Consider the following 12621-nt stretch of genomic DNA (forward strand, 5'->3'; position numbering starts at 1 on the left):
ATGGCGATCCGCGCGGTCCTGTGGGACATCGACGACACCATTTTCGACTACGCCGGCGCCGACCGCGACGGCATGCGGCGGCATCTCGCGCAGGAGGGCCTGCCCGGCGGCTACCCGGACGTCGAGCGGGCCCTGCTCGGCTGGGCGGCGCTGGCCCGGACGCACTGGCTGCGGTTCGCCGCGGGGGAGTGCGACTTCGAGAGCCAGCGCCGCGACCGGATCAGGGAATTCACCGGGCTCCCGCTGAGCGACGCGGAGGCCGACGCCTACTACGGCCGGCACCTGGTGCACTACGAGGCCGCCTGGTCCCTCTTCCCGGACACGGTGCCGGTCCTCGACGAGCTGGCCGGGGTGTACCGGCACGCGGTGCTCAGCAATTCCGTCGCGGTCGTCCAGGAGCGGAAACTGCGCGCGCTCGGCGTACGCGACCGGTTCGAGGTGCTGGTCTGCGCCGCGGACCTGGGCCTGGCCAAGCCGGCCCCCGGCGCCTTCCTCGCGGCCTGCGAGGCGCTCGCGCTCGAACCCCGGGAAGTCGCCTACGTCGGCAACGAGCCGGACATCGACGCGCGCGGAGCGGTGGAGGCCGGACTGCTGGGAATCTGGCTCGACCGGCAGGGGCTCGGCGGCCGTCCGGAGCTGACAACGATCACCGGGCTCGCAGAACTGCGCGGGGTCCTCCGTGGCGATACCCGTTTTGGAGCGGTGTCCCACATCGGGTAATGTTCTTCCTGCGCCGCCGGAGAGGGCCGAGAAGCCCGGCCGGGAGACGCAAGCCGAACAAGACCCGATGGGGTTGCGTTTTGGTGGGGTATGGTGTAATTGGCAACACGGCTGATTCTGGTTCAGTTGTTCTAGGTTCGAGTCCTGGTACCCCAGCGCATAGCTCAGTTCTGCGAAGTGCGAGCCCCCGTTGTGTAGTGGCCTAGCACGCCGCCCTCTCAAGGCGGTAGCGCCGGTTCGAATCCGGTCGGGGGTACAGATCCTCTCTTTCCCTTCCCGTCGGGTCGCTCCCGGCCGGAATGACGTGAGGATCGCCAAAGGCCCCCGTTGTGTAGTGGCCTAGCACGCCGCCCTCTCAAGGCGGTAGCGCCGGTTCGAATCCGGTCGGGGGTACGCGAACCAGCAAAGCCCGTCGCATCTGCGGCGGGCTTTTGGCGTCTCGCGGGTCCGCGCCTCGGGTCGTCGGCGTCTCCGGGCCGGCCTTTCCGGGTCCGCATCTCAGGATGCCCAACCGCCCTGCCCGAGCGGGTGGTTGCGGCCGACCTCAGCCGGTGCGCCGCAGCGCCTCGCTCAGCCGGCCGGCCGCGTCCACCACGGCCTGCGCGTGCATCCGCCCCGGGTGGCGGGTCAGCCGCTCGATCGGGCCGGAGACGGAGACCGCGGCGACCACGCGGTTGGAGGGGCCGCGGACCGGCGCGGAGACCGACGCCACGCCCGGCTCCCGCTCGCCGATCGACTGCGACCAGCCCCGGCGCCGCACCCCGGACAGGGCGGTCGCGGTGAACCTGGCGCCCTGGAGCCCGCGGTGCAGCCGCTCCGGCTCCTCCCAAGCCATCAGCACCTGGGCCGCCGACCCGGCCTTCATCGGCAGGGTGGAGCCCACCGGGACGGTGTCCCGCAGTCCGGACAGCCGCTCGGCCGCCGCCACACAGATCCGCATGTCGCCCTGGCGCCGGTAGAGCTGGGCGCTCTCACCCGTGACGTCCCGCAGATGGGTCAGGACAGGACCCGCGGTGGCCAGCAACCGGTCCTCGCCGGCCGCGGCGGCCAGCTCGGAGAGCCGGGGGCCCAGGATGAAGCGCCCCTGCATGTCACGAGCCACCATCCGGTGGTGCTCGAGCGCGACCGCCAGCCGGTGCGCGGTGGGGCGGGCCAGCCCGGTGGCGCCCACGAGACCGGCCAGGGTGGCCGGACCGGACTCCAGCGCGCTGAGCACCAGAGCCGCCTTGTCGAGAACGCCGACGCCGCTAGAGTTGTCCATGCAACGATACTCGCGTCTCACACTATGAAACGCAAGTTCATATTCCGGGGGAACGCGTCACGCTGGAAGGCACAGCGCAGGACACATACCGAGTTGGCCCGGGCGAAGGCGCCGCGGGCCGGAGGGACAGCGATGGGTAGGACACTCGCGGAAAAAGTCTGGGACGACCACGTCGTCCGCCGCGCCGAAGGCGAACCCGATCTGCTCTTCATCGATCTCCACCTGCTGCACGAGGTGACCAGCCCCCAGGCGTTCGACGGGCTGCGGATGAACGGCCGGCGGGTGCGTCGTACCGACCTCACCATCGCCACCGAGGACCACAACACCCCGACCCTCGACATCGACAAGCCGATCGCCGACCCGGTCTCCCGCACCCAGCTCGAGACGCTGCGCAAGAACTGCGCCGACTTCGGGGTCCGGCTGCACTCGCTCGGCGACGTCGAACAGGGCGTCGTGCACGTGGTCGGCCCGCAGCTCGGACTGACCCAGCCCGGCACCACGGTGGTCTGCGGCGACTCGCACACCTCCACCCACGGGGCCTTCGGCGCGCTGGCGTTCGGCATCGGCACCTCGCAGGTCGAGCATGTGCTGGCCACCCAGACGCTGCCGCTCGCCCCGTTCAGGACCATGGCGGTCACCGTCGACGGCGAACTGCCCGACGGCGTCACGGCCAAGGACCTGATCCTCGCCGTCATCACCCAGATCGGCACCGGCGGCGGCCAGGGCTACGTCATCGAATACCGCGGCTCGGCCATCGAGAAGCTGTCGATGGAAGCCCGGATGACCGTCTGCAACATGTCGATCGAGGCGGGCGCCAGGGCCGGCATGATCGCCCCCGACCAGACCACGTTCGACTACCTCCAAGGGCGCGCGCACGCCCCCGAGGGCGCCGACTGGGACGCGGCCCTCGCCTACTGGTCGACGCTGCGGACCGACGAGGACGCGGTCTTCGACCACGAGGTGCGGATCGACGCGGCCACCCTCACCCCGTTCGTCACCTGGGGCACCAACCCCGGCCAGGGCGCGCCGCTGAGCGCGGCCGTGCCGGACCCGGCGTCCTTCGCCGACCCCAGCGACCGGTTCGCCGCCGAGAAGGCCCTGGAGTACATGGGCCTGTCGGCCGGCCAGCCGCTGCGCGACGTCAAGGTCGACACCGTCTTCGTCGGTTCCTGCACCAACGGCCGGATCGAGGACCTGCGGGCCGCCGCGTCCGTGGTCGAGGGCCGCCGGGTCGCCGACGGCGTCCGCATGCTGGTCGTGCCCGGCTCGGTACGGGTCGCGCTGCAAGCCGTCGAGGAGGGCCTGGACCAGGTGTTCACCGCGGCCGGCGCCGAATGGCGGCACGCGGGTTGCTCGATGTGCCTGGGTATGAACCCCGACCAACTGGCCCCCGGCGAGCGCTCCGCGTCCACCTCCAACCGCAACTTCGAAGGACGGCAGGGCAAGGGCGGCCGTACGCACCTGGTCTCCCCGCAGGTGGCCGCCGCCACCGCCGTGCTCGGCCACCTCGCCTCGCCCGCAGACCTGTCCGACGCCCCTGAGGCGCCCGCCCTCGAGGGAGTCTGAGCCCATGGAAGCCTTCACCACCCACACCGGCCGGGCCGTACCGCTGCGCCGCAGCAACGTCGACACCGACCAGATCATCCCCGCGCACTGGCTGAAGAAGGTCACCCGCGACGGTTTCGAGGACGGGCTCTTCGAGGCCTGGCGCAAGGACGCCGGCTTCATCCTCAACGCGCCCGAGCGGCAGGGCGCCACCGTGCTGGTGGCGGGCCCCGACTTCGGTACCGGCTCCTCGCGCGAGCACGCCGTCTGGGCGCTCCAGAACTACGGCTTCAAAACCGTGCTCTCGTCCCGGTTCGCCGACATCTTCCGCGGCAACTCGCTGAAGAACGGCCTGCTCACCGTGGTGCTGCCGCAGGAAACCGTCGAGCGGCTGTGGAAGCTCACCGAGGCGGACCCGACCGCGGAGATCACCGTCGACCTGGTGGCCCGGGAGGTCCGCGCCGAAGGCGTCACCGCGACCTTCGAACTCGACGACAACGCCCGCTGGCGGCTGCTCGAAGGGCTCGACGACATCAGTCTGACGCTGGCGAACGAGGCGGACATCGCCGCGTTCGAGGCGAGCCGGCCGTCCTTCAAGCCGAGCACCGTCGTCCACAGCTGAGCCGACGGGCCCCGACGAAGGCCCCCAGGCCCGACAGCCCCGAGAGACACGCGCTCACCCGGCACGAACCCGAAGCGCCCCCCGCCCGTCGCGGGGGGCGCTTCGGCGTGTTCCGACGTGTTCTCAAACCCGGTTCGGAGCCCCTCGTGGTCCGGTGAAAGCGCCGCGGCACACCCGGTTGGCCCTGTCGCTCCCGACAACTCGCCGCAGATGGCACAATCGACGCATGGAACGCGACAGCCAACTCGAGCTCCACGGGGTTCCGGCGGCGCGTTTGAAGCACGCCCGCACCCACGTCGCGAACCCCGAAGTCCCAGGTGGCACACGGCCGGAGTCGAGTCGGCGGGTGCTCGCGGTGACCGCGCCGGCGCGGCGCGATCCGGTCGGCGCGGCACGGTGTCCGGACGTGTTAACGGCTGAGTTGGACGACCTCGGAATCCCCGATCGCTGATCGCCGGAGGCACCGAGTTCGTTGCGGCACAAGGGTGATTCGCCCGTTTCGTATTTGATTTGCGGTATATATCCGCCTAGCGTGCGAAATCAGCCCGTACTCATTCGCCGGGCAAGTTTCCGATAGGGGAAGACGTGAACAAGGCGCAGCTCGTAGAAGCGATTGCCGACAAGGTGGGCGGTCGACAGTCCGCCGCGGAAGCGGTTGACGCGGTTCTCGACGCGATCGTCCGCTCGGTGGTGGCCGGCGAACGGGTCTCGGTCACCGGTTTCGGGTCATTCGAGAAGGTCGAGCGTCCGGCCCGCTACGCCCGCAACCCCCAGACCGGGGAGCGGGTCCGGGTGAAGAAGACCTCCGTGCCGCGGTTCCGCGCGGGACAGGGCTTCAAGGACCTGGTGAGCGGTTCGAAGAAGCTTCCGCGGGGCGGCGAGGTCTCCGTCAAGAAGGCCCCCAAGGGCAGCCTGAGCGGCGGTCCGTCCACCACCGCCAGGACCACCACCAAGAAGGCGGCGGCGAAGAAGGCCACCAGCACCCGCGGCACGGCGGCCAAGAAGACCACCGCCGCCGCCAAGAAGACCGCGGCGAAGAAGACCACCACCGCGAAGAAGTCGGCGGCGAAGAAGAGCGCGGCGAAGAAGACCACCGCCAAGCGGTCCTCGCCGGCCAAGAAGTCGGCCGCCAAGAAGAGCCCGGGCAAGCGGGCCTCGGCCCGCAAGACCACCGCGAAGCGCGCCGCCGCCGCGAGGGGATAGCCGGGCCGCGCGATCGGCCGCTCCACCGCGACGGGCCGGGCCCCCTGTGCAGGGGAGCCCGGCCCGCGCCATGTCCCCGGGGCGCCGCGGCCCCCCGCGCCGGGCTACGCCCGCGGGTCGGGGAAGGTCTGGAGCGTCACGAACACCACGCGGCGCTCCCCGCCCGACCCCTCGGTGCGGATCCGCACCCGCTGCCCCGGCCGCAACAGCCGCAGCCCCCCGGCGTCGAACGCGGCGGCGTCGAACTCCACCGGCGTCCCGTCGTCCAGCAGCACACTGCCGGCCCGGGTCCGAGCATCAAAAGTAAACGCGGTTGCCTGCATGCCCCCAGCCTATTTGCCGCCCGCCGGGCACGGGGAGGGTCAACCCGCCGGGTTCACCTCCGCGCCCGGAGGTGAGAAGGCGGCAACAAGGCGGCTGGTTCGGGGGCCGACGCCGAGGGTCAGGGCGGATCGGAGGTCGGCGGGGGTGTCGACGTCCTGGCGGACGGAGGGGACGTCGGGGAGGAGGATCTCGCGGGCGCCGCCGGCGAGGTGGCGGGCTCGGGAGGGGCCGCCGAAGGCGGGGGAGAGGTCGGCGTGCGGCGGCGCGGTGAGCAAGGTTGTCCCCGTACCGGCCGCATCGGCGAGAAAAGCCCGCTCCTGGGCCCGTACGGCCTCGCGCAGGACCATGGACAGCTCAGCCGGCCGCAAGGCCGGGAGATCGGCGTTCAGCGCCGCGACCGGAGCGGCGGCCCTGCGGTTTCTGACCGCCTCGGCGCCATGCCGCAGCGCCGCGTTCAGCCCGGCGGCCGGCCCGTCCGCCACCACGAACGCCCCCAGCGCGGCCATTTCCGCCGCCGCCACCTCGTCGTCGGTGACCACCGTCACGTCCGCCACCGCCGGGCAGCCGAGCGCCGCGGCCACCGTGTCCACCGCGAACGCCAGCGCGAGCGCGGGACGTCCCGCACCCGGCACCCGCACCGGCGCGAGACGGCTCTTGGCGACCGCAAGCGGTTTCAACGGCACCACCAGCGACCACGTGGTTCCCGTCATCCACCCATCCCCGCCATCCCGTGATCCCGTCCAGCCATTGTGGCCGGGCGGCCCGCTGATCAGCCGCTCGGGTCTCACCCGTCCCCGCTGCCGCGCGCGGCGGGGGGCGTAACCTCCTCCCTAGCCGCGACGCCTGCGCGGCGCCAGCGAACGAAGAGGAGTCCGGGTGTCCCGCCGCAGAATCGGTTTCTGGTACCGCCTGGCGGCCGCCATCGCGAAGCCGCCGCTCATTGTGCTCTTCAAGCGCGATTGGCGGGGAAAGGAGCACATTCCGGCCGAGGGCGGATTCCTCACGGCGGTGAACCACAACTCCTACCTCGACCCGCTGCTCTATGCGCATTTCCAGTACAACACCGGCCGGGTCCCGCGCTTCCTCGCCAAAGCCGCCCTCTTCAAGCCCCCCTTCGTAGGCGCCATCCTGCGCGGCACCGGCCAGATCCCGGTCATCCGGGCCAGCACGGACGCCGCCGCCGCGTTCCGCGCCGCCGTCGACGCGGTCAACAGCGGCGAATGCGTGGCCTTCTACCCCGAGGGCACCCTCACCCGGGACCCCGACCTGTGGCCGATGAGCGGCAAGACCGGTGTCGCCCGGGTCGCCCTGCTCACCAAGGCCCCCGTCATCCCGATCGCCCAGTGGGGCGCCAACGAGTTCCTGCCGCCGTACGCGAAGAAGGCCAGCTTCCTGCCGCGCAAGACGCACCGCGTGCTGGCCGGGCCGCCGGTCGACCTGAACGCCTGGTACGGCAAGGAACCCAGCGCCGAGGTGCTCCGCGAAGTGACCGAGGCGATCATGAGAGCGGTGAAGGAACTGCTCGCCGAGGTCCGCGGCGAACCCGCGCCGCCCGGCCTCTTCGACCCGCGCAAGGCGGCCGGGCAGGCACGGGAGGAGGCATGACCGTCCGCTGCGCGGTCTACGGCACCGGCTCCTGGGGTACCGCGTTCGCCATGGTGCTCGCCGACGCCGGCTGCCAGGTCTCGCTGTGGGGGCGCCGCCCCGAACTCGTCGCCGCCATCAACAGCACCCGCACCAACCCCGAGTACTTCCCCGGCCTCGAACTGCCCGCCGCGATCACCGCGACCGCCGACCCCGCCGCGGCGGCCGCCGACGCCGAGTTCGTGATACTCGCCATTCCCTCGCAGGAACTGCGTACCGCCCTCGCCGCCTGGGCGCCGCTGCTCCACCCGGACGCGGTGCTGGTCAGCCTGATGAAGGGCGTCGAACTCGGCACCGCCAAGCGGATGAGCGAGGTGATCGAGGACGTCACCAAGGCGGGCCCGGACCGTATCGCCGTGCTGTCCGGGCCCAACCTCTCCTCCGAGATCGCCGCCCGGCAGCCCGCCGCCTCCGTGGTGGCCTGCGAGGACGAGTCGGTGGCCCGCCGGTTCCAGGCCGCCTGCCACACCGCGTACTTCCGCCCGTACACCAACACCGACGTGGTCGGCTGTGAACTCGGCGGCGCGGTGAAGAACGTCATCGCGCTCGCCGTCGGCATCGCCGGCGGCATGGGCCTGGGCGACAACACCAAGGCGTCGCTGATCACCCGCGGTCTCGCCGAGACCACCCGGCTTGGGCTGGCGATGGGCGCCGACCCGTACACCTTCGCCGGGCTGGCCGGCATGGGCGACCTGGTGGCCACCTGCTCCTCACCGCTGTCCCGCAACAACACCTTCGGCCACAACCTCGGCCGCGGCATGAGCCTCGACGAGACGATCGCGGCCACCAGCCGGACCGCCGAGGGCGTCAAGTCCTGCGAATCGGTGGCCGATCTCGCCCGCAGACACGGCGTCGACATGCCGATCACCGAGACCGTGGTCGACATCGTGCACAACGGGAAGCCGCCCCTGGTGGCGGTCAAAGAGTTGATGTCACGCTCGGCGAAGCCGGAACGGTAAGGTCACGGCGGTATGAGCAACGTGCACAAGTTCGACCGCAAACCGCGGGTGGCCGTCGTCTTCGGCGGCCGCAGCTCCGAGCACGGAGTGTCCGTGGTGACCGCCGCCAGCGTGCTGCGCGCCATCGACCGCGACAAGTACGACGTCCTGCCCATCGGCATCACCTCCGAAGGCCGCTGGGCGCTCACCGCCGACGAGCCGGAGCGGATGGCCATCGCCGACCGCCGGATGCCCACCGTCGAGCAGGTCACCGACCATGAGGGCGCCGTGGTGCTGCCGGTCGACCCGGCCAGCCGCGAAATCGTCTACACCGAGGCCGGCGCCGTGCCCAAGGCACTCGGCGAGGTCGATGTCGTCCTCCCGCTGCTGCACGGACCCTACGGAGAGGACGGCACCCTCCAGGGCCTGCTGGAACTCTCCGGCGTCCCCTACGTCGGCTCGGGCGTCCTCGCCTCCGCCGTCGGCATGGACAAGGAGTACATGAAGCGGATCTTCACCTCCTTCGGGCTCGCCGTCGGCCCGTACACGGTGATCAGACCGCGCGAGTGGGACCGCAGCCCGGAGGCCGTGCGCCGCAAGGTCACCGACTTCGCCGGCGCGCACGGCTGGCCGCTGTTCATCAAACCGGCCCGGGCCGGCTCCTCCTTCGGCATCAGCCGGGTCGAGGACCCCGACGGACTGGACGCGGCGATCACCGAGGCCCGCCGGCACGACCCCAAGATCATCGTCGAGGCGCTGCTGCGCGGTCGCGAGATCGAGTGCGGTGTGCTGGAGTTCGAGGACGGGCCGCGCGCCTCGCTGCCCGCCGAGATCCCGGCGGCCGGCGCCCAGGACTTCTACGACTTCGACGCCAAGTACATCGACTCGGCCGAGGGCATCGTGCCCGCGCCGCTCTCCGACCGGCAGACCGCCGAGGTACGGCGGCTCGCGGTGGCCGCGTTCGAGGCGGCCTCCTGCGAGGGGCTGGTCCGCGCCGACTTCTTCCTGCTGGACAGCGGCGAGTTCGTGATCAACGAGATCAACACCATGCCGGGCTTCACCCCCATCTCGATGTATCCGCGGATGTGGCAGGAGACCGGGGTGAGCTACCCCGAACTCATCGACCTGCTGATCCAGGCGGCGCTCCGCCGGGCCACCGGTCTGCGCTGACCGCGGGTCCGCGCTGATCGCGCTGACCGCGCGAAGGATCCCGGAGGGCGGCTCAGACCCCCTCCGGGATCGTGTGCTCGACCGGCTTGGCGAGGTCCACCAGCGGACCCGTGTCATGGGCGTACTTCGGCGGCAGCAGCACCTCCACATACGCCTTGCGCAGCGTCGTGGTCATCCGCACGCCGCCGTTCGTGACCTGCTCGTACGACCAGGTCACGCCGTTCACCTCCACCGCGACCGTCTGCGGATCCGCGTCCACCGCGGGCCGCGGCACCCCGCAGCGCAGCACGATCAGCGGATCGCCCCACCCGGCGGTGAGATCGGAGACCGGCTTGAGATCATGCTCGGAGAGGCCGTCGAGCTTGGCCGGCAACTGGGCGTGCAGCGCGGCGCAGTAGGCGGCGGCACGCGCGCCGGGCACCGGTACGGCGACCCGTTCGTCGGAAGCCGGCCGGAAAGCGTAGACCGCCGCCGCGGACAGACCTGCGACGGCGGACACGGCTATCAGTAGGGCCCGGCGGTGGAATCTCACCTGCCGAGCATAGAAGAGCCCCGAAAGCGGCTCGCTGGGGGACTAGATATGTACGACTGGACAGGTCAGGGTTCGGGTGATGCCGTCCACCTGCTGGACCTTGGCGACCACCATGCGGCCGAGTTCGTCGACCGTGGGGGCCTGTGCCCGGACGATGACGTCATAGGGACCTGTGACGTCCTCGGCCTGGATGACTCCGTCAATCTTGGAGATCACCTCCGCTACTGCCGAGGCTTTGCCGACCTCGGTCTGGATCAGGATGTACGCCTGTACCACGGAACCTCCAGGGCGGCTTCGAGGATCATGTGGAAGGGGGGACGCCACGTTATCGCGTCGTCGCGCACAGCGGGGAGACCCGCGCGGTACCCGGCCCCCGTATTGCCGGGAAACACGCCACCGAACGCAGTGAAGGGGACGAAGTGATGAAGGGGACCGTGGGGGAGCTGGGGGAGTTCGGGCTCATCAGGGAGCTGACCTCGCGCCTCACCTCGACCCCGGCGGTGGAACTCGGCCCCGGTGACGACGCGGCCGTGATCGCCGCGCCCGACCGCCGGGTGGTGGCCACCACCGACGTGCTCCTCGAAGGCCGCCACTTCCGCCGCGACTGGTCCACCGCCTACGACGTGGGCCGCAAGGCCGCCGCGCAGAACCTCGCCGACATCGCCGCCATGGGCGCCTTCCCCACCGCCGTACTGCTCGGCCTCGTCGTCCCCGCCGAACTCCCCGCCACCTGGCCGGTCGAGCTGATGGACGGCATCCGCGACGAGTGCCAGGTGGCCGGCGCCGCGGTGGTCGGCGGTGACGTCGTCCGCGGTGACGCCATCACCGTCGCCATCACCGCTCTGGGTGACCTGCGGGGCCGCGCCCCGGTCACCCGATCGGGAGCCCGCCCCGGCAACATCATCGCCGTCACCGGCTGGCTCGGCTGGTCCGCCGCCGGACTCGCCGTGCTCTCCCGCGGGTTCCGCTCCCCGCGCGCCTTCGTCGAGGCCCACCGCCGTCCCGAACCCCCGTACCACGCCGGGCCCGCGGCCGCCGAACTCGGCGCGACCGCGATGACCGACGTCAGCGACGGCCTGGTCGCCGACCTCGGCCATATCGCCGCCGCCAGCGGCGTGGACATCGATCTGCGCTCGGCCGACGTCGATGTGCCCGCCCAGATGTCCGACATCGGCCAGGCCGTCGGCGTCGACCCGCTGCACTGGGTGCTGAGCGGCGGCGAGGACCACGCCATCGTCGCCGCCTTCCCCCGGGACGCGAAACTCCCCGCCCGCTGGCGGATCATCGGCGGGACCACCGCGCCCGCCGGGCGCGTCCCGCAGGTCACCGTCGACGGCGCGCCCTGGGACCAGGCCGGCGGCTGGGACCACTTCGGCGAGCAGCCGTGAGCGGGAGCGACGGTACGGGGCCGGGCGTGAAGCCCGCGGCCCGGGCGGATCACGCGCTGGCGGACGGGCGGCCCGTGGGACCGACCGCGCCTGCCCGGGTGCTCACCGTCGCCGGCTCGGACTCCGGCGGCGGCGCCGGCCTCCAGGCCGACCTCAAGACCATGCTCGCCCTCGGTGCGCACGGCATGAGCGTCGTCACCGCGGTCACCGCGCAGAACTCGCTGGGGGTGCGCGGCGCCTGGGAACTGCCGGACGAGGCGGTCCGCGCCCAGTTCCACGCGGTGGTGGACGACATCGGGGTGCAGGCCGTCAAGACCGGCATGCTCTCCTCCGCCCCGCTCGCCGCCACCGTCGCCGAACTCCTCGGCGAACTCACCCACCGCCAGGGCGTGCCCGTCGTGGTCGACCCGGTCGCCGTCTCCAAACACGGCGACCCGCTGCTCACCACCGAGGCACTGGACGTCGTACGGACCCGGCTGCTGCCCCTCGCCACCGTCGCCACCCCCAACCTGGACGAGGTGGCCCAGCTCACCGGGATCGTGGTGACCGACGAGCCGGGCATGCGGGCCGCCGCGGCCGCCGTACTCGGCCACGGTCCGCGGTGGGCGCTCATCAAAGGCGGCCATCTCCCGGACAGCGGCCACGCCGTCGATCTGCTCTCCGACGGCCGGGAAGAACACTGGTACCGGAGCCCGCGCCATGACAACCGGCACACCCACGGCACCGGCTGCACCCTGGCCGCCGCGATCGCCTCGTATCTCGCCCTGGGCCACCGGCCGCCGGCCGCGGTCGGGCTGGCGAAGGAGTACGTCACCGGCGCCATCGCGGCCGGCTTCGCGCTGGGCGCGGGCATCGGGCCGGTGGACCACGGCTGGCGGCACCGCTGACCCGCCGGGCGGCAACCGCTCGCCGGCAGACGCCGAAAAGCCGATCCACCGTGAGGTGGATCGGCTTCCAGTAGCCGCAAAGGCTGCGCTGCTACGACGAAACGCGTCGGCGCGAGACCGGATCGCCCCCGCTCGCGCGGAGAGTCACCGCTCGCTCAGCGCGAGACCTTGCCGGCCTTGATGCACGAGGTGCAGACGTTGAGCCGCTTCGGCGTCTTCCCGACGACCGCACGCACGCGCTGGATGTTGGGGTTCCAACGACGCGGGGTACGGCGGTGCGAGTGGGAGATGCTGTTGCCGAAGCCCGGCCCCTTGCCGCATACGTCGCAGTTGGCAGCCACGGGTCACTCCAAAGACTTCAGATGCATTTACGATGAAAAGCCCGAG

Annotated in this window: 16 protein-coding genes and 3 tRNA genes; 13 read left to right on the plus strand and 6 right to left on the minus strand. The window is 71.6% G+C overall.

Features of this window, described 5'->3' with window-relative positions:
• The 4 genes from OG519_RS25655 (at position 1) to OG519_RS25670 (ending at position 1113) form a co-directional block, all read left to right on the plus strand.
• The gene (locus OG519_RS25655) at positions 1-720 is read left to right on the plus strand and encodes an HAD family hydrolase (protein ID WP_405588391.1); all 720 of its coding nucleotides are present in this window, start codon (positions 1-3) and stop codon (positions 718-720) included.
• Positions 721-804: 84 nt separating this feature from the next.
• A tRNA-Gln gene (locus OG519_RS25660) sits at positions 805-876 on the plus strand.
• Between the two features lie 27 nt (positions 877-903).
• Positions 904-976 (plus strand) — tRNA-Glu (locus tag OG519_RS25665).
• 64 nt (positions 977-1040) lie between these two features.
• Positions 1041-1113: transfer RNA gene (locus OG519_RS25670), tRNA-Glu, on the plus strand.
• Between the two features lie 151 nt (positions 1114-1264).
• Here the strand turns inward: OG519_RS25670 and ndgR are convergent.
• Positions 1265-1981 carry an IclR family transcriptional regulator NdgR gene (ndgR, locus tag OG519_RS25675; RefSeq protein WP_093737876.1) on the minus strand — a complete coding sequence of 239 codons (717 nt, stop codon included), beginning with the start codon at positions 1979-1981 and terminating at the stop codon, positions 1265-1267.
• 132 nt (positions 1982-2113) lie between these two features.
• On the opposite strand from ndgR, the gene leuC reads away from it, so the two are divergent.
• From leuC to OG519_RS25695, 4 genes are all read left to right on the plus strand, one after another.
• On the plus strand, positions 2114-3547 hold the full coding sequence (leuC, locus tag OG519_RS25680; protein WP_405588395.1) for a 3-isopropylmalate dehydratase large subunit: 1434 nt from the start codon (positions 2114-2116) through the stop codon (positions 3545-3547).
• A gap of 4 nt (positions 3548-3551) precedes the next feature.
• Positions 3552-4148, plus strand: coding sequence for a 3-isopropylmalate dehydratase small subunit (gene leuD, locus OG519_RS25685; protein ID WP_405588398.1), 597 nt, complete (start codon positions 3552-3554; stop codon positions 4146-4148).
• Between the two features lie 226 nt (positions 4149-4374).
• The gene (locus OG519_RS25690) at positions 4375-4599 is read left to right on the plus strand and encodes a hypothetical protein (RefSeq protein WP_405588401.1); all 225 of its coding nucleotides are present in this window, start codon (positions 4375-4377) and stop codon (positions 4597-4599) included.
• 134 nt (positions 4600-4733) lie between these two features.
• Positions 4734-5351: an HU family DNA-binding protein gene (locus OG519_RS25695; protein ID WP_405588404.1), complete on the plus strand. Its 618-nt coding sequence runs from the start codon at positions 4734-4736 to the stop codon at positions 5349-5351.
• A 104-nt stretch (positions 5352-5455) separates the two neighbouring features.
• Here OG519_RS25695 and OG519_RS25700 read toward each other — a convergent pair whose 3' ends face one another.
• Positions 5456-5674, minus strand: a complete 219-nt coding sequence (locus tag OG519_RS25700) for a hypothetical protein (protein WP_405588407.1) — start codon at positions 5672-5674, stop codon at positions 5456-5458.
• A 39-nt stretch (positions 5675-5713) separates the two neighbouring features.
• Positions 5714-6385, minus strand: a complete 672-nt coding sequence (gene cofC / locus OG519_RS25705) for a 2-phospho-L-lactate guanylyltransferase (RefSeq protein ID WP_405588410.1) — start codon at positions 6383-6385, stop codon at positions 5714-5716.
• 166 nt (positions 6386-6551) lie between these two features.
• On the opposite strand from cofC, the gene OG519_RS25710 reads away from it, so the two are divergent.
• From OG519_RS25710 to OG519_RS25720, 3 genes are read left to right on the plus strand one after another with little or no spacing between them, the layout of a single operon-like run.
• Complete coding sequence (locus OG519_RS25710) at positions 6552-7280, plus strand: lysophospholipid acyltransferase family protein (RefSeq protein WP_405588412.1); 729 nt, start codon at positions 6552-6554, stop codon at positions 7278-7280.
• Positions 7277-8278 carry an NAD(P)H-dependent glycerol-3-phosphate dehydrogenase gene (locus tag OG519_RS25715; RefSeq protein ID WP_405588415.1) on the plus strand — a complete coding sequence of 334 codons (1002 nt, stop codon included), beginning with the start codon at positions 7277-7279 and terminating at the stop codon, positions 8276-8278. Before OG519_RS25710 ends, OG519_RS25715 begins: the two co-directional genes overlap by 4 nt.
• A 12-nt stretch (positions 8279-8290) precedes the next feature.
• Complete coding sequence (locus OG519_RS25720) at positions 8291-9427, plus strand: D-alanine--D-alanine ligase family protein (protein WP_405588417.1); 1137 nt, start codon at positions 8291-8293, stop codon at positions 9425-9427.
• A gap of 52 nt (positions 9428-9479) precedes the next feature.
• On the opposite strand, the gene OG519_RS25725 is transcribed toward OG519_RS25720, so the two are convergent.
• The gene (locus OG519_RS25725) at positions 9480-9959 is read right to left on the minus strand and encodes a DUF3515 domain-containing protein (protein ID WP_405588420.1); all 480 of its coding nucleotides are present in this window, start codon (positions 9957-9959) and stop codon (positions 9480-9482) included.
• Between the two features lie 42 nt (positions 9960-10001).
• Entirely contained in the window at positions 10002-10235 is a 234-nt protein-coding gene (locus OG519_RS25730; RefSeq protein WP_405588423.1) for an Lrp/AsnC family transcriptional regulator, read from the minus strand.
• Between the two features lie 146 nt (positions 10236-10381).
• Between OG519_RS25730 and OG519_RS25735 the strand changes: the two genes are divergently transcribed.
• Entirely contained in the window at positions 10382-11347 is a 966-nt protein-coding gene (locus OG519_RS25735) for a thiamine-phosphate kinase (protein ID WP_405588426.1), read from the plus strand.
• A gap of 74 nt (positions 11348-11421) precedes the next feature.
• Positions 11422-12234: a bifunctional hydroxymethylpyrimidine kinase/phosphomethylpyrimidine kinase gene (gene thiD, locus OG519_RS25740; protein WP_405592991.1), complete on the plus strand. Its 813-nt coding sequence runs from the start codon at positions 11422-11424 to the stop codon at positions 12232-12234.
• Positions 12235-12389: 155 nt separating this feature from the next.
• On the opposite strand, the gene rpmB is transcribed toward thiD, so the two are convergent.
• A complete protein-coding gene (gene rpmB, locus OG519_RS25745) occupies positions 12390-12575 on the minus strand; it encodes a 50S ribosomal protein L28 (protein WP_033173090.1) in 186 nt (61 codons plus the stop codon).
• Positions 12576-12621 lie beyond the last annotated feature (46 nt).

Origin of the sequence: Streptomyces sp. NBC_01190 (assembly GCF_045039895.1) — a bacterium.
Lineage (GTDB): Bacteria > Actinomycetota > Actinomycetes > Streptomycetales > Streptomycetaceae > Actinacidiphila.